We start from the raw sequence: 23,772 nt of genomic DNA, 5'->3' as shown, positions 1-23,772 counted from the left end.
AAAGGGGGAATCACCCAACATGTTGTCTTCCCGTTCTCTGCGTCACGTCGTCCTGGCGTTCGCGGCCACCCTCGCGGTGGGCTGCGCGCCGACTCTGAAGGTCAATGTCCTGCAGCCGGCCCGTGTGAACCTGGGCGCCGCCAAGCGGCTGACGGTGGTGCAGACCGAGGGCCGCAAGGGCGCCCGCGACTTCCTCATCGATGAGCTGACCCGCCAGGCCCGCGGCGAGGGCTATTTCCAGGTCACCGACCGTTCCGACGAGGGCATCGTCGTGAAGGTGGCCGGCCGCTCCGTGCAGATCCTCAACACCGGCTCCGGCCCGGCCCAGGGCCAGGATGAGATCGGCATCCGCATCGACGTCAACGACTGGGACGCCGAGAAGAAGACCGAGACCATCAAGGGCACCGACAGCAAGGGCAACGCCACCGAGCGTGAGGAGAAGTTCTACGAGGCCAAGACGGTGGTGAGCGTCACCGCCTTCAACGCCTCGGGCAAGGCCCTGCTGGCCGAGGAGGAGTACGAGATGGTCGGCCGTGGCGAGGACAAGGACGCCGCCATCGGCAACGCCGCCCGCGCGCTCGTGGGCCGCATCCTCTATGAGATCACCCCCAAGTACGTGACCAAGTCCATCCGCATGGACGGGGACGACAAGGCCCAGAAGCCCATCATCGAGGTGGCGGAGAAGGGCAACGTTCCGCGCGCCATCACCGAGATGGAGTCCTACGTGCAGACCAACCCGCAGAACCCCGCGGCGCTCTACAACCTCGCGGTGCTGCTGGACGCCTCGGGCAAGTACCCGGAGGCCCTGGACCTGTACACCAAGGCCATCTCCCTGTCCGCCAAGGACTACTACGTGGACATGAAGGCCGAGTGCGCCAAGCGCCTGGCCGATCAGCAGGCCCTGGCGCAGTAAGCCACCGCTGAGCTGACTCACCAGCCGGGCCGTCGCCAGGGAGCATCCCTGGGGGCGGCCCGGTTGTCATTTGGGCGCGCGTCATGTGTTACCGAGCCGACGTGGATCTCCCTTAGGACCCCGGTACAAGGGGGCTGTGAGGTAAGCGTCCTGGAACACCGCCTGAATGGACCCGACACCTCCGAGCACCCCCACCCCAGGCACCTCCGAAAGGAAAGGAGCCCCCACCGCCAGGCGCTCGCGCCGCCTGCCGATGCCGGTGCTCGCCGGTTTCCTCGCGGCCTCGCTCGCCGTGGTCCTCATCGCCGGCCTCTTCCTGCGCTCCACCCGGCAGCTCGCGTCGGGCTCGGCCCGGGTGACGCACACCCTGGACGTCCTCAACGAGGCGGAGCTGCTGCTGTCGCTGATGAAGGACGCGGAGACGGGCCAGCGCGGCTACCTGCTCACCCGCGAGCCCCATTTCCTCGCCCCCTATGAGGAAGCCCGGCAGCACATCCGCCCCACGTTGGAGCGCCTGCGCGCCCTCGCCTCGGGCGACACCCGCCAGCAACAACGGCTCGATCAGATGGAGTCGCTCATCCAGCGCAAGCTCGCGCTGATCGAGCGGACCGTCCAACTGGAACGCCGGGGCCAGTCCGCCGCCGCGCTCGAGCCGGTGCGCTCCGGCGAGGGCAAGCGACTCATGGACGAGCTGCGCGTGCTCGCGGCGGAGCTGCGCGTGGAGGAGCAGCGGCGCCTGGAGGCACGCAACGCGCGGCTGGAGGAAACCGCCCGGAGCACCGACCTCGTGGTGCTCTCGGGCAGTGGCTTCCTGCTGGGCTTCATCGGGCTCACCGCCGTGTCCTTCCTGCGCGACTTCCGCTCGCGGCAGCGGGAGGAGGCCGAGCGCGAGGCGGAGCTGGAGCGCGAGCAGTCCGCCCATGTGCGGGCCGAGGCCGAGCGGCAACGGGCCCGTTTCCAGGCCATCCTCACGCAGGTGCCCGCCGCGGTGGGCGTCTACCGGGCGCCGGATCAGCTATGCGAGCTGGCCAACCCGGGCCTCCAGCGGCTCCACGGAAACCGGCGGTTGGTGGGCCGGACGGTCCGCGAGGCCCATCCCGAGCACGCGGCCTCCGGGCTCCTCGAGATTTTCGACGATGTCTTCCGCACCCGGCAGCCGTTCACGGCCACCGGGAGCCGGGTGATGTTGGATCGCAACAACGACGGCCAGCCCGTGGAGGGCTATTTCAACATCACCTACCAGCCGCTGCTGGACGCGGAGGGGCAGGTGGAGGCCGTGCTCCTCTTCGCGGTGGAGGTGACGGATCAGGTCCGTGCCCGGCAGGCGGCGGAGGAGGCCCTGGCCTACCGCCAGCGGGCGGAGGCCGCGCTGCGCGAGAGCGAGGCCCACCTGCGCAGGACGCTGAAGGCCGCGGAGGTGGGGGCCTGGGAGTGGGACCTGAGCAGCCGGCGCGTGGTGTGGACGCCCAACATCGAGCCCATGTACGGCCTGGAGCCCGGCACGTTCATGGGCACCACCGACGCCGCCCTGGCGCTCATCCACCCGGAGGACCGCGAGTTCGTGGCCCGCTCGCTGGAGCAGACGGCGCGGGAGCAGGGCGAGCACCGGCTGGAGTACCGCATCGTGCGCGTGGACGGCGGCGTGCGCTGGCAGGAGAGCCGCGGCCGGCTCCTGCTCGACGAGCACGGGCAGCCCTCGAAGCTGGCGGGCGTGCTGATGGACATCACCTCCCGCAAGCACGCCGAGCAACAGCAGCGCGAGTCCGAGGCACGCTTCCAGTTGCTCACGGAGGCGCTCCCCCAGCTCATCTGGAGGGCGCGGGCGGACGGCTACGCCGAGTACTTCAATCCGGGCTGGTACGAGTACACGGGGCAGACGCCGGAGCAGACGAAGGGGGACGGCTGGCTGCGGAGCGTCCACCCGGAGGACCTCGGGAAGACGCTGGTGGCCTGGCGGCACGCGGTCTCCACGGGCGAGCCCTACGCCGTCGAGTACCGCATGCGGCGGGGCACGGACGGGGCCTACCACTGGTTCATCGCGCGGGGCCTGCCCCTGAGGGATGGAGCGGGGCGCATCACGCACTGGTTCGGCACCTGCACGGACATCGACGACCAGAAGCGCGGCGCGGAGACGCTGCGCTACCTCTCCGAGGCGAGCGCGGCGCTCGTGGCCTCGCTGGACCAGGCGGCCACGCTCAAGCAGGTGGCCCGCCTCGCCGTGCCGGCGCTGGCGGACTGGTGTCTGGTGGACCTGGTGGGAGAGGACGGCCGCGTCGAGCGCGTCGAGGTGGTCCACGCCGACCCCGCGCTGACGGAGCTCGCGGAGCGGTTGCGCCACTTCCCTCCCGTGCGCAACCTCGAGCACCCCTCCGCCCGGGCGATGCGCTCGGACAAGACCATCTACGTGACGGAGGTGACCGGCGCTTTCGAGGAGCAATCGGCGCAGAGCCCCGAGCACCTGCGGGCCATCCGGGAGATGAAGATCCGCTCCATGATGTCCGTGCCCCTGATGGCGCGGGGGCGGACGCTCGGCGTGCTGACGTTCGCGACGACGGAGTCCTCCGGCCGCCGCTACGGGCAGGGGGACGTGCTGCTGATGGAGGAGGTGGCGCGCCGGGTGGCGATGGCGCTGGACAACGCGCGGCTCTTCTCCCTGGCCCGCGAGGAGCGCCAGCGCGCGGAGGAGGCCAACCGGCTCAAGGACGACTTCCTGGCCACCGTCAGCCACGAGCTGCGCACGCCCCTCACGGCGATGATCGGCTGGGTGAAGATGCTGCGCACCGGGCGGCTGCCGCCCGAGAAGCACGCCAAGGCCCTGGAGACGGTGGACCGCAACACCCAGGCGCAGGCCCAGCTCATCGAGGATCTGCTGGACGTGAGCCGCATCATCTCCGGCAAGCTGCGGCTGGAGATGCAGCCGGTGCACCTGGTGGACGTCATCCAGGCGGCGCTGGAGTCGGTGCGTCCCGCGGCGGACGCCAAGAGCATCCGGCTCCAGGCGGAGCTCGAGCCGGGTGGGGATCTGGTGATGGGGGACGCGGGCCGGCTGCAGCAGGTGGTGTGGAACCTGCTTTCCAACGCGGTGAAGTTCTCCCCCGGGGAGAGCCGTGTCGGGGTGCGGCTGCGGCGCGTGGAGGCCTCGGTGGAGGTGACGGTGACGGACGAGGGGCCGGGGATTCCGGCGGACTTCCTGCCGTACATCTTCGAGCGCTTCCGCCAGCTCGAGGGCGGCACCACGCGGCGGCATGGGGGACTGGGCCTGGGGCTGGCCATCGTCCGCCACCTGGTGGAGCTGCACGGGGGGACGGTGCACGCCGCGAGCGGCGGACCGGGCCAGGGGGCCACCTTCACGGTCCACCTGCCCTCCGCCATGCCCCGGCCGAGCACGGCGGAGCGCCCACCGGAGCGCCCCGCCCCGGGCACGGCCCTGCCCATGAATGCGGTGCTCGCGCGGCGGCGCATCCTCGTGGTGGACGACGAGGAGGACAACCGCGAGGTGCTGAAGGTGCTGTTGGAGGAGTCCGGGGCGCACGTCTTCACCGCCGCCTCCACGTCCGAGGCCCTCCGGGCCGTGCGCGAGGCGAGGCCCGAGCTGCTCGTCTCGGACATCGGCATGCCGGGGGAGGACGGCTACCGGCTCATCGCCCAGGTGCGGGCGCTCCCGGCCGAGGAGGGGGGCGGAGTCCCAGCGGTGGCCCTCACGGCCTACGCACGGGTGGAGGACCGGGCCCGCGCCCTGACGGCCGGCTTCAACATGCACGTGGCCAAGCCCGTGGAGCCCACCGAACTGCTCTCCATCCTCTCCAACCTGGTGGCGCTCTCCCCCGGCAACTAGTGGAGACCCGTGGAGGTCCCCTCTCCCTATGGGAGAGGGCTAGGGTGAGGGTCTTCCCCTGGAAGAGGAGTCCGTGAAGGTCATGCTGGAAATCGAGGCCCTCGCGCTGGAGAAGAGCTACCCCCGGCCGTGGTGGTCGTGGGCGCGCCTGCGAGGCCGCCAGGAGGCCCCCCGGACGGCCCTCCGGGGTGTCTCCTTCGAGGTGCGGGCAGGCGAGGTGGTGGCGCTCATCGGCCCCAATGGCGCGGGGAAGAGCACGCTGTTACGCATTCTCTCGGGCCTGCTGCTGCCGGGGGCCGGCACGGCGCGGGTGGCCTCGCGCGACGTGGTGCGCGATCGCCCCGGATGCCGCCGCGAGGTGGGCGCCGCGCTCGCCGATGACCGGGGCCTGTCGCCGCGTCTCACGCCGCGCCAGAACCTGCGCTTCTTCGCCGCGCTCTACGGCGTGCCCCCGCGCGAGGTGGAGGCGCGCATCGAGGAGCTGTCCGGACTGCTGGAGGCCCGGCGCCTGCTGGACCGGGAGGTGCGCACGCTCTCCACCGGAGAGAAGGCGCGGGTGGTGTTGATGCGCGCCCTGCTCCACCGGCCGCGGGTGCTGCTGCTCGACGAGGTGACGCGCTCGTTGGACCCGGGAGCCGCGCGCCGGTTGCGCACGCGGTTGCTGTCGGACGTGGCCGCACGGGGAGCGGCCGTGCTCTTCGCCAGCCATGACCTGGCCGAGGTGGAGGCCGTGGCCCACCGGGTGCTGCTGTTGGACGGGGGCCGCATCACCGCCTCGGGCACCTTCGCCGAGGTGCGGCCGGCCGCCGAGGCCGTCTTCGCCGCCGTGCCCCGGGAGGAGGAGTGATGCGCCGGGTGCTCGCCTTCCTGCGGCGCGATCTGCAGATAGCGACGGCCTACCGGCTCAACGCGGTGCTGCTCTTCTCCGGGAGCCTCTTCACCCTCACCCTCTTCTATTTCCTCGCCCGCACGGTGGGGGAGGCCCCGGCGGTACGCGGCCGCTACGGCGCGGACTATTTCTCCTTCGCATTGGTGGGGCTGGCCACCGCGTCCCTGCTGCGCGCCCTGCAGACGGGCTTTGGTGGCGCGGTGCGCGCGGCGCAGAACGACGGCTCCCTGGAGCCGCTGCTCGGCGCGCCCCTGTCCACCGTGCACGTCGTCACGCTCATGGGCACCTGGCCCGTGGCCAATGCCTTGCTGCGCGCGGTGGGACTGCTCGCCCTGGGCGCACTCCTCTTCGGCGCGCGGCTGCACCTCCACCCCGTCTCGTTCGTCCTCACCTTGTTGCTTAGCGCCCTCACCTTCTGCGCGCTCGGCCTGTTGTCGGCCGCCTTCGTGCTCGTCTTCAAACGGGGCGACCCCTTCACCTACGCCCTGGACGCGCTCAGCTACCTCTTCGCCGGCGTCCTCTACCCGACAGACGTGCTGCCCCCGCTGCTGCGCACGATGGGCCGCCTGCTTCCGGCCACCCATGCCCTGCATGGCCTGCGCGAGTCCGCCCTGCGCGGCGCCGGTCCCGGTGAGCTGCTGCCAACCTGGGCCACACTGTTCATCTTCTGTCTGGTGCTGTGGCCATTGGCCGCGTGGGCGCTCTCCGCCGCGCGCCGACATGTAGAGCAGGCAGGGACGCTGCCACACAGTTGAACGTCCGATTTCCACCCTTCCTCTCGTACTGTCGTTCGCCGCGGACGGAGAAATCGCATCCCCACCTCCCCGACGGTGGGCAGGCCCTTATAATGGAGTGTGCCTTTTCACCCCGTGGAGGCGGGGCCCGCCGCATCGGCGACGAGCCCTTCCGACACGAGCTGGCCACGCGGTCCCACCCCGCGGCGGGGTCCCGAAAGGGCAGGTCTGGCGTTCGTGTCGTCTGGGACCCGTCATGGGTGGGAATTGGAATGGCCCAGTACCCCCCCAGGTTCACTTTTTGGCCCTCCAAAGGCGCGGAATCCCGCGCTTTCGGGTGGCCCGAGGGAGCGTCATGAAGGACGTAGAGAGCAAGGGTTCGTGGATCGCGAGGATCGCCGCGTTGCAAGACGCGAAGACCTACGCGGAGCTCCACTGGGAGGGCTCCTTCGAGGATTACCTCGAGATCGTCCGCAAGAACCCCAAGGTCACCCGCACCGCCTTCCAGAGGATCTACGACATGATCCTCTCCCACGGGAAGACGGAGTACATCGACAACAAGAAGAAGCTCATCCGCTACCACTTCTTCAGTGACGAGAAGTTCGGCGGCCGTGACGCCATCTTCGGCCTGGACGTGCCGTTGATGAAGCTGGTCAACGTCTTCAAGTCCGCGGCCCAGGGCTACGGCACCGAGAAGCGCGTCATCCTGCTGCACGGCCCCGTCGGCTCGTCCAAGTCCACCATCGCCCGCCTCCTCAAGAAGGGCCTGGAGGAGTACTCCAAGACGCCCGAGGGCGCCGCCTACACCTTCTCCTGGCTCACCGACAAGAAGGGCCCGGACGGCGTCACCGTCCGCGAGAAGATGAAGTGCCCGATGAATGAGGAGCCGCTCAACCTCATTCCTCGGGAGTGGCGCTCCAAGGTCCTCACCGAGCTGTGCCCTCCGGAGTCCGGCTACACCATCCCGGATGGCAGCGAGCTGTGCCCCGCCTGCCGCTTCGTCTTCAAGGACCTGATGACGCAGTACAAGGGCGACTTCGCCAAGGTCATGGAGCACGTCCGCGTCAACCGCCTCATGTTCAGCGAGAAGGACCGCGTCGGCATCGGCACCTTCCAGCCCAAGGACGAGAAGAACCAGGACTCCACCGAGCTCACCGGTGACATCAACTACCGGAAGATCGCCGAGTACGGCTCGGACTCCGACCCGCGCGCCTTCAACTTCGATGGCGAGTTCAACATCGCCAACCGCGGCCTCATCGAGTTCGTCGAGGTGCTCAAGCTCGACGTGGCCTTCCTCTACGATCTGCTGGGGGCCTCGCAGGAGCACAAGATCAAGCCCAAGAAGTTCCCCCAGACGGACATCGACGAGGTCATCATCGGGCACACCAACGAGCCCGAGTACAAGAAGCTCGAGAACAACGAGTTCATGGAAGCCTTGCGTGACCGTACGGTGAAGATTGACATCCCGTACATCACCAAGCTGAGCGAGGAGGTGAAGATCTACGAGAAGGACTTCAACTCCCGCGCCATCAAGGGCAAGCACATCGCTCCGCACACGCTGGAGATGGCGGCGATGTGGGCGGTCCTCACGCGCCTGGAGGAGCCCAAGAAGCACAACCTCTCGCTGTTGCAGAAGCTCAAGCTCTACAACGGCAAGACGCTCCCCAACTTCACCGAGGACAACATCAAGGAGCTGCGCAAGGAGGCCATGCGCGAGGGCCTCGAGGGCATCAGCGCCCGCTACATCCAGGACAAGATTTCCAATGCCCTGGTGAGCGACAAGGGCGAGGGCTGCATCAATCCCTTCATGGTGCTCAACGAGCTGGAGGCCGGTCTCAAGGGCCACTCGCTCATCAACAGCGAGGACTCGCGCAAGCGCTTCAAGGAGATGCTCACCTCCGTGAAGCAGGAGTACGAGGACATCGTCAAGAACGAGGTCCAGCGGGCCATCAGCGCCGATGAGGACGCCATCAGCAAGCTGTGCGGCAACTACATCGACAACATCAAGGCCTACACCCAGAAGGAGAAGGTCAAGAACAAGTACACCGGCCTCTATGAGGAGCCGGACGAGCGCCTGATGCGGTCGATCGAAGAGAAGATCGACATCCCGGACAGCCGCAAGGACGACTTCCGCCGGGAGATCATGAACTACATCGGCGCGCTCGCCGTGGAGGGCAAGACCTTCAACTACCGGACCAACGAGCGGCTCCACAAGTCGCTGGAGCTCAAGCTGTTCGAGGATCAGAAGGACAGCATCAAGCTCAAGAACCTCGTCTCCAGCGTGGTGGACAAGGAGACCCAGGAGAAGATCGACCTGGTCAAGGACCGGCTGATGAAGAACTACGGGTACTGCGAGATCTGCTCCACCGACGTGTTGAACTTCGTGGCCAGTATCTTCGCGCGCGGTGACGCCAAGGAGTAGTCACCCAAGGGGGTTGTCGTGTCGCTGCGGATCCATCAGGACCACTCGCGCTTCAAACAGATCGTCCGCGGGAAGATCAAATCCAACCTGCGCAAGTACGTGCAGAAGGGGGAGATGGTCGGAAAGAAGGGGAAGGACACCATTTCCATCCCCATCCCCTTCATCGACATCCCCCACTTCAAGTACGGCCACAAGGAGCAGGGTGGCGTCGGACAGGGAGAGGGTGAGGTGGGTCAGCAGCTCTCCCCGGGCTCGGTGCAGCCCGGGGATGGGCACCAGGCCGGCCAGGGAGAGGGCGACCACTCCCTGGAGGTCGACGTCACGCTCGACGAGCTCGCGCAGATTCTCGGGGAGGAGCTGCAGCTCCCCAACATCGAGCGCCGGCACAACGAGAAGATCGTCACCCAGAAGATCAAGTACACCGGGGTCAACACCACGGGCCCCGAGTCGTTGCGCCACTTCAAGCGCACCTACAAGCAGGCCCTGAAGCGGCAGATCGCCATGGGCACGTATGACCCGGCGCGGCCCGTCATCGTGCCGACGCGCGAGGACCGGCGCTACCGCAGCTACAAGATGCAGGAGCTGCCGGAGACGAACGCGGTCATCATCTACATGATGGACGTGTCGGGCTCGATGGGTGACGAGCAGAAGGAGATCGTCCGTATCGAGAGCTTCTGGCTCGATACGTGGCTGCGCCACCAGTACAAGGGCCTGGAGGCCCGCTACATCATCCACGACGCCGTGGCGCGCGAGGTGGACCGGGACACCTTCTTCCACACGCGTGAGTCCGGCGGCACGATGATCTCCAGCGCCTACAAGCTGTGCCGGGACATCATCAAGGCGGACTACCCGAAGAGCGCGTGGAACATCTATCCGTTCCACTTCTCGGACGGAGACAACTGGAGCGCGGATGACACGCGCCAGTGCATCGAGATGCTTCGCGAGGACATCCTCCCCGGCGTCAACCAGTTCGCCTACGGACAGGTGGAGAGCCCCTACGGCAGCGGCCAGTTCATCAAGGACTTGCGCGAGGCCATTGGAGATTCCACCAACGTGGCCCTGAGCGAGATCGCGGACAAGGACGCCATCTACTCTTCCATCAAGGATTTCCTCGGCAAGGGCCGCTGACCGCGGTCACCTGGAGCTCGCGATGCCCAAGAGCCTCACCCCCGGACTGAGTAAGCTGAAGGAGGAGATCGAGGGCTACGCCCGGCAGTTCGGTCTCGACTTCTTCGAGACCATCTTCGAGGTTCTCACCTACGACGAGCTCAACATGGTGGCCTCCTACGGAGGCTTCCCCACGCGCTACCCGCACTGGCGCTGGGGCATGGAGTACGAGCAGCTCTCGAAGGGGTACGAGTACGGGCTCAGCAAGATCTACGAGCTCGTCATCAACAACGACCCCTGCTACGCGTACCTGCTGGAGAGCAACTCGGACGTGGATCAGAAGCTCGTGATGGCGCACGTGTATGGCCACTGCGACTTCTTCAAGAACAACTTCAGCTTCCGCCACACCAACCGCCGGATGATCGACGACATGGCGAACCACGCCACGCGCGTGCGCCGGTGGGTGGACAAGATTGGCGTGGAGAAGGTGGAGGACTTCATCGACCGGACGCTGTCGCTGGAGAACCTCATCGACCAGCACGCGCCGCACATCCGCCGCAACCCGGACCCCAAGCGGGCCGAGGACGAGATGAAGTCCAACGAGCGGGTGGAGGGTTTCAAGGTGGACCGCGAGTACATGCGCGGCTTCATCAACCCCACCGAGTTCCTGGACAGCCAGCGCAAGAAGGTCGAGGACGAGAAGCTCAAGGCCAAGAAGTTCCCCGAGCGCCCGCAGCGCGACGTGCTGCTGTTCCTCCTGGAGCATGCGCCGCTCGAGCCGTGGGAGTCGGACGTCCTGTCCATCATCCGCGACGAGGCCTACTACTTCGCGCCGCAGGGCCAGACGAAGATCATGAACGAGGGCTGGGCCAGCTACTGGCACTCGACGATCATGACCCGGCGCGCGCTGAAGGATGACGAGGTCATCGACTACGCGGACCGGCACTCGGGCACGATGGGAACGCGGCCCGGGACGCTCAACCCGTACAAGCTGGGCATCGAGCTGTGGCGGGACATCGAGGAGCGTTGGAACAAGGGCCGCTTCGGCAAGGAGTGGGACGAGTGCGATGACCTGCGCGCGCGCCGCTCCTGGGACAAGAAGCTGGGCGTGGGCCGCGAGAAGATCTTCGAGGTGCGCAAGCACTACAACGACATCACCTTCATCGACACGTTCCTGACGCCCGAGTTCGCGATCGAGCAGAAGCTGTTCGTGTACGGCTTCAACGAGAAGAGGAACTCGTGGGAGATCCTGGACCGTGAGTTCCGGAAGGTGAAGAACAAGCTGTTGCAGGGGCTGACGAACTTCGGGCAGCCGATCATCGAGGTGGTGGACGCCAACTACGAGAACCGGGGCGAGCTGCTGCTGGCGCACAAGCACGACGGGCAGGACCTGAAGGGTGACTACGCGCGGGAGACGCTGCGCAACCTGCAGTCGCTGTGGCGGCGGCCGACGTGCATCATCACGCGCTACGACAACAAGGGCGTGCTGCTGCGCTTCGACGGGCAGAACCACACCGAGAAGAAGATCGACCTGTAGCCCCGCGCCAATCACCGCGAGCAGACCACCGCGAGCAGACCACCGCGAGCAGACCACCGCGAGCAGACCACCGCGCACAGAACCCCTCTCCCCCCGGGAGAGGAGCCCCCCGTCGTTCAAAGGGGGGGCAAGCCCCCCGGGGTGAGGGTGCCCGGCCCCCGGGTTCCCCCCGTGCCGGAAAACCACCGTCCCCGTGAAGCCCGCGAAGCAACCAGGCGGGCGAGCCCCGGGGAATGGTGGCCAGAAGTTAGGCACAGGCCTGTAGCTCCACTACACTGCGCGGGCCCCATGAGACTCGCGACTGCCTTTGTGTGCCTGGGCCTGCTGCTGGCCGCGCCCTTTGCCGAAGCCTCGACCGTCCGTTACACCGTGAAGAACCGCCGCATCGAGCCGAACCAGCCGATGGCGGTGGCGCTGCAGGAGGCGGGGCTGCCGCCGGAGCAGGTGGGGGCGGTGATCTCGGCGCTCGAGGGCGTGTTCGACTTCCGCAAGTCGCGGGTGGGAGACCAGTTCCGCATCGTCATCCGCGAGGGCGAGCTGGACTTCTTCGGCTACCGGCAGAGCGCGGTGGACAAGTGGCAGGTGCGCCGGGACGGGGACAAGTTCGTCGGCAGCAAGCGGGCCATCGAGGTGGAGAAGCAGGTGGGCCTGGTGTCGCTGGAGATCAACCACTCGCTCTACGAGGCGGCGCTGGCCGCGGGCGAGGATCCGGTGATCGGCATGGTGCTGGCGGACGTGTTCGCCTGGGACATCGACTTCTACCGGGACGTGCGCAAGGGAGACCGGGCGCGGGCACTGGTGGAGAAGTTCGTCTCCAAGGGGCGGATTCTGCGCTACGGCGAGGTGCTGGCGGCCACGTACGAGGGCGAGTCGGTGGGCACCAAGCGGGTGTTCCGCTACGAGCTGCCGGACGGCAAGGCCAGCTTCTTCCAGGAGGACGGGGCGAGCGCGCGCAAGGCCTTCCTGAAGAGCCCGCTGAAGTACGCGCACGTCACCAGCCGCTTCGGCAGCCGGGTGCACCCGGTGCTCAAGTACGTGAAGGCGCACAACGGCGTGGACTACGCGGCGGCCATCGGCACGCCCGTGTGGGCCGTGGCCGACGGCACCGTCACCGTGGCGCACAACACCGGCGCCGGCGGCAACACCGTGTGCCTGCGCCACACCAACGGCTTCGAGACGTGCTACCTGCACCTGTCCAAGTACGGCTCCGGCGTGCGCGCGGGGGCCCGCGTCAGCCAGAAGCAGGTCATCGCCTACTCGGGCAACACCGGCCGCAGCACCGGCCCGCACCTGCACTACGCCCTCAAGCGCAACGGCAGCCACGTCAACCCGCTCAACCAGAACTTCCCCCGCACGGAGCCGCTGCCCAAGCACCTGCTGGCGGACTTCCGCTCCAAGGTCGCTCCGCTCGCCCAGCAGCTCGACGCCGTCTCCGTCGCCGCGGCGGGCGCCCAGCCGTAGACTTTTCCAGCCCCACCTGAAATGTAGGGTTACACCTGATTTCCTCGTTAAGCCCGCTGCTTGCCGGCTGACCTGTCTGATAGGATGGGGTGTTACCTGCGTCAGCCCCCCCACTCCCCCCAAGACAGAATGTCCGCCATCGCCGAGTTCATCCAGACCGCCGAGGAGCTCCATCGTGGGCTCGTCCGGCTCAGTGAAGAATTGCAGCAAGGGCTTCCCGAGCGCCTGGCGCACTTTCCGAGGGACCCGCAGCAGCGCCAGTCCATGCAGGAGGAGCAGGCAGCGCTGCTCAAGAAGCGCATCCCGGAAGTCACCGCCTGGCTCGACGAGCACTTCGCGAAGCTCACCGAGCTGGACATCCACCTCACGGACGAGGAGCGCGAGCGGGCGCTGGAGCACCACCGCTCGGCCGTCCAGCCCTTCTTCCTGCAGAGCCCCTTCGTGCGGCGCGCCGTGGACAAGCCCCTGGGCTACCCCGGGGACTACGTCACGGTGGAGATGATCTTCGACAGCGAGGACCGGGGCGTGTCCACCCTGGCCCGGCTGCTGACGCACTACTCCATCAACTGCGGGCCGGGGAAGGCACACCGGGCGCGAGTCCCCTGGCTGCTCGGCCACCTGCACCGCCATGCCCAGACGCTGGGGCGGCCCCTGCGCGTGCTGTCCTTCGCCTGCGGCCCCGAGCACACGCTGCGCGAGTACACCGCCCTGGGCGGCACGGGCTCCTTCACCCTGTGCGACTTCGATCCGGCCCCGCTCGACTTCAACCGCCGCCAGTTCGAGAAGCTCGCGCGCCTGCCGCGCAACGGCGTGCCTCCGCCCGAGGTGACCTTCACCCAGCTGTCCACCTACCAGCTCCTGCGCCACCGCGACGCCCCGGACAAGCTGCGCCACCCGGACGGGCCCATGGACGTGGTCATCGCCGCGGGCATCCTCGACTACCTGAAGGACAACGTCATCGCCCGCTTCCTGGACACCATGGGCTCGCTGCTCGCGCCCGGTGGCCTGCTGCTGCTGACGAACCTGCACCAGGAGAACCCCTGGCGCTCCTTCATGGAGTACGTCTGCGACTGGCACGTCATCCACCGCACCCAGCCCCAGTTCCAGGTGGTGTGCGAGGGGACACCCGCGCGCAACATCAAAACGGTGGAGAACATCACCGACTCGCTCTCCAACACCAACATCTTCTGGGCCGGGCAGAAGCAGCGCTGAGCCGAGGGGCGGGGGACGGCCTTCAGTCGTACTCGAAGAGGTACTGGGCGTGGTTGATCGCCAGGGCCGTCCCCGTCACCTTGCCGTTACCGCGCATCACGTGCACCGCCTCGGTGAGCGTGCCCTCGTGGAAGTAGATGGGCTGCATGTCGCCCTTGTAGTCCAGCCGGAACCGGTTGGGCCCCAGATCCTCGTAGGAGCGCTTCCCGTAGCTCACCAGCGTGGAATAGACGGTGTCCACCGAGGTGAAGAGCCGCTTGGGATCATTCATCCCGATGAGCTTCACCAGCGTGTTGCCGACGTAGGACTTGAAGAAGCCCGTCGCGGTGGAGGCGCCGCACGCCCGGAGCGCGTCCTCCACCGAGGGGTACTGCGGCTCCAGGATGTCCGCGGCCGCGTAGAGCAGCCGCAGGAAATCCGCCACCGGATAGGAGAAGAAGTCCACCGGCATCTTGTTGACCCGGAGCTGCTGCATCAGCCGCTCCGTGCCCGTACTGCCCGCGCGCTGCTCCACCAGCCCGTACACCGACTTGAAGATGAACCCGCGCACGGTGTCCTCGGGCTTGCAGACGGCTATCCGCTGAGCGAGGTCGTTCTTGTCACTAGGCATGAAAGAACCTTCCGGGTCCCAGGCCGGGGGCAGGACCTGGATGCCCTGCTTCCTACCAGACTCTTCGCCTGATCGGCGAGGGATCAGAAGGGCCGCCACCCGCCCGCCATTCCCTCCGGGAACACGCTCGCGGCCGTCTTCCGCGCGGGGGCCGGGAAGGGTCTCGCCCGCTGGCTCCGGGCCCAGGCGGGAGAGGGCCGCAGACCCGTAACTCCCGATCAGGCCGCGCCTGGAGTGCCTGCCCGCTGTGGAAGCACGCATTTTTTCTTTCGGTGCGGGACGGCCCGGTGACAGATACCCTGGCAAGCCCCGCGCACCGCCTACCGGCGGGCGCATGACGCCACCTGATTCACCGAACGAAGAGCTCCACGAACTATGTCCACCCTCGCTCCCGTCGATGTGCCGCCCACCTCCGCGTCCGATTCCCAGGACACGGGGCGTGAGTCCAGCCGCACCGGGCTGGACCCGCGCAACGTGCGCCGGGGCGTGCTCGAGCACGTCCGCTTCTCGCGCGGGAAGAACCCCGAGACGGCCACCGCCCACGACCGCTTCATGGCCCTGGCGCTCGCCGTCCGCGATCGTCTCGCGGACCGCTGGGTCCGTACGGCCCGCACCTATTACGAGCAGGACGTGAAGCGCGCCTATTACCTCAGCGCCGAGTACCTGCTGGGGCGCGCGCTCGGCAACAACCTCATCAACATCGGCATGTACGACGCCGCCGAGCAGGCCATGCGCGAGATGGGCGTGGACCTCTCCACGCTCATCGAGATGGAGCCGGACGCGGGCCTGGGCAACGGCGGCCTGGGCCGGCTCGCCGCGTGCTTCCTCGACTCGCTGGCCACGCTGGGCTACCCCGGCATGGGCTACGGCATCCGCTACGAGTTCGGCATCTTCACCCAGGACATCGTCGACGGCTACCAGGTCGAGCGCGCCGACGAGTGGCTGAAGTTCGGCAACCCCTGGGAGATCGTCCGTCCGGAGAAGGCGGTGCCGGTGCGCTTCTTCGGGCGCGTGGAGCACCACCAGGGCGCCGACGGCCGCCCCGTGGCGCGCTGGGTGGGCGGCAAGACGGTCATCGGCGTTCCCTTCGACACGCCGATCGCCGGCTACGGCAACAACACCGTCAACACCCTGCGGCTGTGGCAGGCGCGCGCCAGCGAGGAGTTCGATCTCCTGCTCTTCAACGCCGGTGACTACGAGCGCTCGGTGGTGGAGAAGAACGACTCGGAGGTCATCTCCAAGGTCCTCTACCCCAACGACGCCTTCCAGGCCGGCAAGGAGCTGCGCCTCAAGCAGCAGTACTTCTTCGTCGCCTGCTCCATCGCGGACATCGTCCGGCGCTACCTGAAGAACCACACGGACTTCCGCGACTTCCCCAACAAGGCGGCCATCCAGCTCAACGACACCCACCCGGCCATCGCCGTGGCCGAGCTGATGCGCGTGTTCGTGGACGAGAAGCGTCTGCAGTGGGACGAGGCCTTCGCCATCACCCAGGCCACGTTCGGCTACACCAACCACACGCTCCTGGCCGAGGCCATGGAGAAGTGGCCCGCCACGCTCTTCGAGCGCCTGCTGCCGCGCCACCTGGAAATCATCTACGAGATCAACCACCGCTTCCTGCGGCAGGTGCAGATCCGCTACCCGTTCGACAACGACCGGATGCGGCGGATGAGCCTGGTGGAGGAAGGCCCGGAGAAGAAGATCCGCATGGCGCACCTGGCGGTGGTGGGCAGCCACAGCGTCAACGGCGTGGCGGAGCTGCACAGCAACCTGCTCAAGCGCGACGTGCTGCCGGACTTCGCGGAGATGCTCCCCGAGCGCTTCAACAACAAGACGAACGGGGTGACGCCTCGCCGCTGGCTGACGTGGAGCAACCCGCGCCTGTCCAAGCTCATCACCAGCCGCATCGGCGGGGAGTGGGCCACGGATCTGGATCAGCTCCAGAAGCTGGCGCCGCTCGCGGACGACGCGGAGTTCCGCAAGGCCTTCGCCCAGGTGAAGCAGCAGAACAAGGAAGACCTGGCCCGCTACCTGCGCGACACCTGCCAGGTGGACCTGAACCCCAACGCCATCTTCGACGTGCAGATCAAGCGTCTGCACGAGTACAAGCGCCAGCTCCTCAACGCGCTGCACATCGTGTCGCTGTGGATGAAGGCTCGCAGGGATCCGAGCACCATCATCGCCCCGCGGGTGTTCCTCTTCGGGGCCAAGGCGGCGCCGGGCTATCACGAGGCCAAGCTCATCATCCGGCTCATCAACGGCATCGCCGAGGTGGTCAACAGCGACGCGGGCACCACGGGCCTGCAGGTGCTGTTCGTCCCCAACTACCGGGTGAGCCTCGCCGAGCGCATCATCCCGGCCACGGACGTGTCCGAGCAGATCTCCACCGCGGGCATGGAGGCCTCCGGCACGGGCAACATGAAGTTCATGATGAACGGCGCGCTCACGCTGGGCACGCTGGACGGCGCCAACGTGGAGATCCGCCAGGCGGTGGGCGACGAGAACTTCTTCCTCTTCGGCCTCACCGTGGACGAGGTGCTCGCCCGCAAGCGCGCCGGTTACAAGCCGCGCGAGGAGTACGAGCGCAACGTGGAGCTGCGCGAGGCGTTGGATCTCATCGCCTCGGGCTTCTTCTCGCCGGAGGACAAGAACCTCTACAAGCCGCTGGTGGAGGGTCTGCTCAACGAGGACCGCTACCTGCTGCTGGCGGACTTCGGCGCGTACGCGGCCCGGCAGCAGGACGTGGCGCGGGCCTACAAGGACCAGGAGAAGTGGACGCGCATGGCCATCCACAACGTGTCGCAGGCGGGCATCTTCTCCTCGGATCGCACCATCAAGCAGTACGCCGAGGAGATCTGGCGGGTGAAGCAGACCCCCGTGCTCCCCTGAGTGACTCACGAGGAGCCCGCGGCGCGCTGACGCCGCGGGCACCCTCCCCGCCGGGGCTCACTCGGTGGTGAAGGACTGCGCCGCCTGCCGCAGCTCGTCCTGGAGGCCCGTGAAGTTCTCGGTGGGGCCAAAGGCGATGAACTGGTAGGCCGCGCCCGGCGTGGAGAACAGGCGGATCTCGTACTCGAGCGCCATCATGTTCGCGCTGCCGCTGCCGCGGATGAGGCAGGTGGGAATGCCCCCGAAGTTGTCGCAGATGGGCTCCTGCGCCTCGAAGACACTCATCCCCTTGCGCAGGTTGTTGACGACGTTCTTCCCGAAGAGGCTCAGGTTGAGCTGGCTGCCCGCGGGAATCTCCTCGCCGATGATGAGCAGGTTGGCCCCCGTCTTGGGATGGATGAGCCAGCGGTCCACCAGCGCGTTGTCCTTGGCCGCGGACTCCTCGCTGCGCATGCGCCAGGACGCCCCCGGCACGTTCATCCGGTAGGGGAAATTCCTTCCCGCGACGACGCCGCCCTTCACCTCCTTGGCGCCGGAGAACACGCCGCCGAACAAGTCCCGGCCGGTACGCAGCGCGTAGAGGCCCGCCACCTCGAGCAACATGCAGAGGGCCACGCCCAGCACCCCCAGGCCGCGGCGCAGCCCGGACGGAGTCCCGGCCAGCAGCATGAGCAGCGAGGCGGAGAAGACGCACTGCACCACCGCGGACACCATGTCCCCGCGGAACAGGTGGAGCCCGGTGAAGACCAGCAGCCCCAGCGCCGCGCGCAGGGTGGCGAGGCCGCGGTAGCGCTCGCTCCCGGTCAGCAGGGAGATGCCCAGGGCCGCGTCGATGACGATGGAGACGACACCCGCCCCCCCGATTCCGCCCGGCCCTTCCCCCGCGAGCCCGGGCACCAGGATCCGCTCCGCCATGACGAGCACGGCATTGAGCAGGAGGACGCCGCCCGGAAGACGCAGCGCCGGGTTCACGTCCTCGGAGCCGGAGGCCTGGGCCGCTTCACCCCCGTTCCACGGAAGCGCCGCCGAGGCGTCGGCGGCCGGCGCCGGTGGGGCGAATCCCTCAGGAGCCACACCGATGGCGCCCCCACACCGCGGACACGTCCCCTCGGGACGGCTGCGGTGTTTGAGCTGGCAGGACGGACAGGTGACCCAGGCGCTTTCCAAGACATTCCCCCTCACACCTCCGGAAGCGGAGGCGCTCGCCATTTAACATTTGGCGATGAGGGGACACCATTCACCCCGGGTGCAACGCCCGGAGGCTCGGGGTTCAACCCGTGCGGATGCCCGGAAGGCCGAGATCATGCCGGATGCGCGCGGCCTCGGCGCCGAGCCCGCCCTCCTCCAGCTTGCCCATCACGAAGCGCAGGGCCGAGTCCATGTCGGCGACGGCGGCATACGGCATGGGCAGGGGTTTGAGGTGGAAGATGAGGCTCAGCGCCAGGCGGATGGGCGCCGAGGTGATGATGTTGGCGTTGCCCAGCACCCGCTCGCGCAGGAGGGGCTCCTGCTTGCGGATCCAGTCCGCCTGCATCTGGCGCTGCACGGCCGAGGGCAGACCGGCCTGGGCGATATCGAAGATGCTGACGTACCTGTCCCCGCGCTCCAGATAGGTGTTCGACCGCGCGAGGAACTCGCCGAACTGCTTGTCGGTCATCGGGCCGGTGACACGAAGCATGAGCAGCGGCCAGCGCGAATCGTCGAACATGATGATTGCACTCATGCCAACTCCGGCACAGGCGACTCCTGGTGAGTGGGAAAACGGCTATCCGACCAACACCCGAGGCCGGTATTTCCCTGCCTCCCCCCACGCCCGGCCTGTCGCGAGCGGACGTCTGAACACCATACAGCCCACTTCCTCCCGGTACGAACGCCCCCGGCTGGGGGTGTCGGGCCGCTGAAACGACTCCGGCGCCGCTGTGTACCAGCCAACGCCCTGGGAACCGGCGGAAGACGGTTGGAGCTCCCACGAAGCCGAAAACGAGAGGCCGCCCCGGGTAGCCCGGAGCGGCCTCCTGTCACCTCGGCTGGACGAGCGGCCCGCTACGGCAGTTCGACGGCGCTCGAGGAGTTCTGCGGCTGACGCGTCGTGCGCACCACGAAGTCGTTCGCGTTGTTGTCGCTGTCGTACCCGTTGCCGCGGTTGGCATCAGCGCCTCCCACCGCCATCGTCTCCGCGGTCGAGGTGGAGACCGCCTTGCGCTCGTAGCTGCCACTCGAGCCCGGGGTGCCCTTGATGGCGGCGCCGCCCTCGGCTGCGTTCGCCGAGCCGTAACCCAACGTGTCCACCACCGTCGTCCCATCCGAATGGAGGAGGCGCACATGGCCGCCGGCCGCGCCCATCGCCAGGCTGTAGGACCCATTGGGGATGGCGGATCCGGAGTAACTGGTGCCGCTCAACGCCAACAGGAAGTAGCCGCGGGCGGGGATCTTCGCGCCGATCGAGAAGGTATAGCTCGTCGAGTACGAAGCACCGGTCGCCGACTTGTACTGGAGCTTCCAGTTGGACACGGTCACGTCGGCATCGGTCGGGTTGTGGATCTCGACGAACTCGTCGTTGGCGCCAGTCGGCCCCTCCGCGGCGAGCTCGCTGATGACCAGGTGATTGGTCAGCACGGGAGGCGCGGGCGTGACGACGGTCACGGTCCCGTAGGTGCCCGCCGGAGGAGTCACGAGCCCGCTCTGGTCACAATACACGTAGGGGCCGTAGCTGCCCGTGGCCGCATCCCGGAGCCGGTAGCGGAAGCCGTACTGGTAGGTGCCCGCGGTGGGGATGGTCAGCGTACCCATCACCTCGTCGTTGTTGCTGAAGGCGCTGGAGTAGCCCCCGTTGGGCAACGCCGCCGTCCACGTCCAGCCCGCCGGGTTGGCGGGATCCGTGCCGTAGCCCAGCTCGGCGGACACGTGCGGGTAGAAGTCGTTGCCCGTGGTCCGCTTGTTGGTCACGCCCGGTCCGTAGACCTGGCTGTAGATGCTCCACGAGGTGCCCGAGTTCACGGTGTCCGGGTAGCTGCCATCCCCGGACGGGAACGTCTTCGGGTACTGGATGTTGCACCACTCCAGGGCCGGAGTCTCCGGCATGCCGCAGGTGGAGTTGCGGGCGTTGGGCGTCCCCAGGTCACCGCCCGCCATGAGCGGCGTCTCCGAATCACACCAGTACCACCCATGCGCGGAGGCCTTGGTGCCCACCACCAGCGACGAGAGGTTCATCGCCCTGCCCAGCGTCTGCGGGAAGGACGGCGTGTACTCGAAGAACTCCAGCGTGGTGCTGGCATTCGAGAGCTGGAGCAGCCCCGAGCCCTCCAGGGCGAAGTCCGCGCCGTACTGGTAGTTGGCGGAGACCCCACCGTTGGTGGCGGTGTCCTTGTTCTGCGCCAGGACGAAGGTGCCCTTGCGGTCGATGATCACCGGCACGCTGCCGCCGGAGCTCACGACGAAGGACGACGTGACACGCGCGCTGTTCCGGTAGGACACCGTCAGGCCGTTGAGGTTGAGCAGGTTGCCGGTGTTGTTGGTCAGCTCGATGTACTCGGTGGTGCTGGACGAGGGCGAGTGCATCAACTCGGAGATGCTGAGCTGGTCGATGCCCGGAGGAGCCGCCGTGTCGCACGCCTCCTTGAAGCAGACGGCATGGGCGCCAGGGCAGGCGGTGGCCGTCTCCGTCTCCTCGCAGGTGGCGGTGCCCGCCACGTCAACGCACGCCGCCGTGTAGGTGATGCGCGAGACGCCATCCGGGGCGCAGGCGGGCTCGAGCGCCGTACAGGTGATGCCGGCGCACGGGTCCGCGTTCATCGTCGTGTCCAGGCGGGAGACGGCCGTGTTGCCGGCGTCGTCCGTCACCTTCAACATGAAGTAGTAGGTGGTGCTCGGGCTAAGCCCCGTGATGACGGCCGACTCCTCACTCCCCGGATCCTGGGGAGCGCCCAGGGCCACCGACGAGATGCTGCCGGGCGGCGCGGTCTCGACGGGGATGGTCGCGTAGAGCAGCTCGTGGCTGGAGGCGATGTCTTCCATCCCGTCATCGCCCACGGCCGTCCAGCGCAGCTCCACCTGAACGCTCGTCTTGGACACCAGGGCGAGCGACACGGCCGCCGGCGCCACATCATCCACGATGGTGAACGTGTTGCTGCGGGCGCTGTCCAGCGTCCCGCCCAGGGCCTCGAGCTGGAAGCCCGTGCCCTGCTGGTTCACGGTGAGGCCGGAGAAGGTCGCGATGCCTCCCACGGGCTTCACGGCCGGCGTACCGCCACCGAGCACGGCCGCGGGGTTGCCCCCGGTCAGGCCCAGCGTGACGTCCGGTGCATCCACGGCGAGGAGGTTGCCGAACTCGTCGGTAACGCCCACGGTCACCGCCGCCAGTGTCGCGCGAACCTTGCCGCCCGTGGGCTGGTCACGGAACGCGAGCTTGCGGGCCGGGCCGGGCTCGACCACGAGGGAGGAAACCGTATCCGTCAGGAAGGCCCGGGTGGTGTCCTTCACGGACAACGAGTGCTCGCCCGCGGTCTTCAGCGTCACGGAGAAGACCTTGTGGCCGGCATCCGTGCCGGTGAGCTCGCCGCTGGCGGGGGGCACCAGCTTCGGGTCGCTCGAGGTGAAGTCGAGGGTGCCCGTGTAGCCGGTGGCCACGTTCCCGTAGCTGTCCTTCAGGGTCACATCGACGGTGAAGGCGATGCCCGCCCCCACCGGTCCGGTGGGAGCCACCATCACGAGCGAAGCGGCCGGAGCGTGGGTGACCGACACGTCATGGGTGACGCTCAGGCCCTCCGAGTCCGTCACGGTGATCTTCGTGGCGACGGCCTTCTCCAGCGTGAAGCCGAACATGCGGCTGCCCTCGTCCGGGAGGGTGAACGTGTAGGCCGCCGGAACGGTGGCCCCGTCGGCATCCGCGGAGAAGCTCACCTGCCGGGTGTAGTCCTTCACCGCGTTGCCATGGGCATCCACGGCGGTGACCTTCACGGACAGCGGGGCGCCCGCCTCCACGGAGGCCGGAGCCTCCACCACGAGGCGCGCCACCGGGAGCCACTTCACCGTGGTGTCGGCCTTCGCGTTGAGCGTGGCCGGAAGGGCCTTGTCCTGCACGGTCACGGACTGAGCGCCCGCGGTCACCAGCGTCACGGGGAACTTCTTGAAGCCCTTGTCCGTGGCGGTGAAGGTGTACTCCGCCTCCAGGGTGGCCTTGCTGTCGGTGGAGCTCAACACCACCGTGCCGGTGTAGCCGGTGGCCCGGTTGCCGAAGCCGTCCCGCACCTCGAGCGAGAGCTCGGACACCTCACCCGCGTTCACCTCGGAGGGCAGCCCCGTCAGCACCAGCGTGCTCGGGTCCCCATGGCCCACGTCCGTGCGCAGCGTGGCCTCCAGCAGGCCCGGGGCGGACACCGTGAGGCTCTGCTCGCCCAGGGTGCGCAACACCACCTCGAAGGAATGCTGGCCCTTGTCGGTGGCGAGGAAGGCGTAGTCCGCCGGCGTGCTGGCGGCGGCGTCGCTGGAAGCGAACGACACCGTGCCGGTGTAGTCCTCGGCGGTGTTGTCGAACGCGTCACGCACCGTCACCGTCACGGGGTTGTTGGCGCCAGCCGTCGTCGCCGGGCCCAGACCCGCCAGCTCCAGGCGCCTGGCCTCGGCGTTGGCGATGTCGAAGGCAACGCTGTCCGCGTCAGTGAGCGAGGGCGAGGTGGCCTGCAGGGTGTAGCCCTTGCCCGCCTTGTCGATCCGCACACCCGAGAAGGTGGCCAGGCCCTTGTCCGACGTCACGGTGTAGGGGCCGAAGCCCGTGGTGCCCACCACCGTCAGCGTCACCGCCAGGGCCGCGCTGTCGACGCGCAGCCCGGCCGCGTCCTGGATCTCCACCGAGATGGGAGCCAGCGCCGTGCCGGCCTTCCCGCTCTTCGGCTGCTCGACGAAGACGACCCGGGTGGCCGTCAGGTGCTTGGTGGAGGCCACGAGCGTGTCCGAGCGCACCGCGTTGCCACTGTTGTCCGTCACCCGCAGGGCGACGAAGTAGCTCGTACTGGAGGAGAGCCCGGGGATCGTCACGGTCCGGGTGCCCTCGGAGGGCACGGGCGCCGCCACCGCCACCGGGGTAGCGCCGTCGAAGTCCGCATCCGAGACGATGGCCGCCGCGGAGTAGCGGAGCTCGTAGCTGGACGGCGTGCCGAGCATCCCG

Annotated in this window: 14 protein-coding genes; 10 read left to right on the top strand and 4 right to left on the bottom strand. The window is 67.9% G+C overall.

Features of this window, described 5'->3' with window-relative positions:
• Window positions 1-19: 19 nt before the first annotated feature.
• The 9 genes from ACN28I_RS40620 to ACN28I_RS40580 all read left to right on the top strand — a co-directional run bounded on the left by ACN28I_RS40620 (window position 20) and on the right by ACN28I_RS40580 (window position 14,110).
• Window positions 20-913, top strand: coding sequence for a tetratricopeptide repeat protein (locus ACN28I_RS40620; protein ID WP_420947262.1), 894 nt, complete (start codon window positions 20-22; stop codon window positions 911-913).
• A gap of 166 nt (window positions 914-1,079) precedes the next feature.
• Window positions 1,080-4,748, top strand: coding sequence for a CHASE3 domain-containing protein (locus tag ACN28I_RS40615; RefSeq protein WP_420947261.1), 3,669 nt, complete (start codon window positions 1,080-1,082; stop codon window positions 4,746-4,748).
• 82 nt (window positions 4,749-4,830) lie between these two features.
• Window positions 4,831-5,595 (top strand): ABC transporter ATP-binding protein, encoded by a 765-nt coding sequence (locus ACN28I_RS40610; RefSeq protein WP_420948805.1) that lies wholly within the window; start codon window positions 4,831-4,833, stop codon window positions 5,593-5,595.
• Window positions 5,595-6,392, top strand: coding sequence for an ABC transporter permease (locus ACN28I_RS40605; RefSeq protein ID WP_420947260.1), 798 nt, complete (start codon window positions 5,595-5,597; stop codon window positions 6,390-6,392). Before ACN28I_RS40610 ends, ACN28I_RS40605 begins: the two co-directional genes overlap by 1 nt.
• A gap of 334 nt (window positions 6,393-6,726) precedes the next feature.
• Window positions 6,727-8,793 (top strand): PrkA family serine protein kinase, encoded by a 2,067-nt coding sequence (locus tag ACN28I_RS40600; protein ID WP_420947259.1) that lies wholly within the window; start codon window positions 6,727-6,729, stop codon window positions 8,791-8,793.
• Between the two features lie 18 nt (window positions 8,794-8,811).
• Complete coding sequence (locus ACN28I_RS40595; RefSeq protein ID WP_420947258.1) at window positions 8,812-9,921, top strand: DUF444 family protein; 1,110 nt, start codon at window positions 8,812-8,814, stop codon at window positions 9,919-9,921.
• 22 nt (window positions 9,922-9,943) lie between these two features.
• A complete protein-coding gene (locus ACN28I_RS40590; protein ID WP_420947257.1) occupies window positions 9,944-11,437 on the top strand; it encodes a SpoVR family protein in 1,494 nt (497 codons plus the stop codon).
• A gap of 288 nt (window positions 11,438-11,725) precedes the next feature.
• A complete protein-coding gene (locus ACN28I_RS40585) occupies window positions 11,726-12,898 on the top strand; it encodes a peptidoglycan DD-metalloendopeptidase family protein (RefSeq protein WP_420947256.1) in 1,173 nt (390 codons plus the stop codon).
• 129 nt (window positions 12,899-13,027) lie between these two features.
• Complete coding sequence (locus tag ACN28I_RS40580) at window positions 13,028-14,110, top strand: class I SAM-dependent methyltransferase (protein ID WP_420947255.1); 1,083 nt, start codon at window positions 13,028-13,030, stop codon at window positions 14,108-14,110.
• Between the two features lie 22 nt (window positions 14,111-14,132).
• On the opposite strand, the gene ACN28I_RS40575 is transcribed toward ACN28I_RS40580, so the two are convergent.
• The gene (locus tag ACN28I_RS40575) at window positions 14,133-14,720 is read right to left on the bottom strand and encodes a DUF2378 family protein (protein ID WP_420947254.1); all 588 of its coding nucleotides are present in this window, start codon (window positions 14,718-14,720) and stop codon (window positions 14,133-14,135) included.
• 375 nt (window positions 14,721-15,095) lie between these two features.
• On the opposite strand from ACN28I_RS40575, the gene ACN28I_RS40570 reads away from it, so the two are divergent.
• Complete coding sequence (locus ACN28I_RS40570; RefSeq protein WP_420947253.1) at window positions 15,096-17,609, top strand: glycogen/starch/alpha-glucan phosphorylase; 2,514 nt, start codon at window positions 15,096-15,098, stop codon at window positions 17,607-17,609.
• Window positions 17,610-17,666: 57 nt separating this feature from the next.
• Here ACN28I_RS40570 and ACN28I_RS40565 read toward each other — a convergent pair whose 3' ends face one another.
• The 3 genes from ACN28I_RS40565 to ACN28I_RS40555 all read right to left on the bottom strand — a co-directional run bounded on the left by ACN28I_RS40565 (window position 17,667) and on the right by ACN28I_RS40555 (window position 23,768).
• Window positions 17,667-18,683, bottom strand: a complete 1,017-nt coding sequence (locus ACN28I_RS40565) for a hypothetical protein (RefSeq protein WP_420947252.1) — start codon at window positions 18,681-18,683, stop codon at window positions 17,667-17,669.
• Between the two features lie 196 nt (window positions 18,684-18,879).
• Window positions 18,880-19,332, bottom strand: a complete 453-nt coding sequence (locus ACN28I_RS40560; RefSeq protein ID WP_420947251.1) for a hypothetical protein — start codon at window positions 19,330-19,332, stop codon at window positions 18,880-18,882.
• Between the two features lie 320 nt (window positions 19,333-19,652).
• Complete coding sequence (locus ACN28I_RS40555; RefSeq protein WP_420947250.1) at window positions 19,653-23,768, bottom strand: lamin tail domain-containing protein; 4,116 nt, start codon at window positions 23,766-23,768, stop codon at window positions 19,653-19,655.
• Window positions 23,769-23,772: the final 4 nt, after the last annotated feature.

The sequence above is a fragment of the Archangium gephyra genome, from assembly GCF_049060025.1.
GTDB classification, from domain to species: domain Bacteria; phylum Myxococcota; class Myxococcia; order Myxococcales; family Myxococcaceae; genus Archangium; species Archangium gephyra_A.
This window is presented reverse-complemented; position numbering and strand designations above follow the sequence as displayed.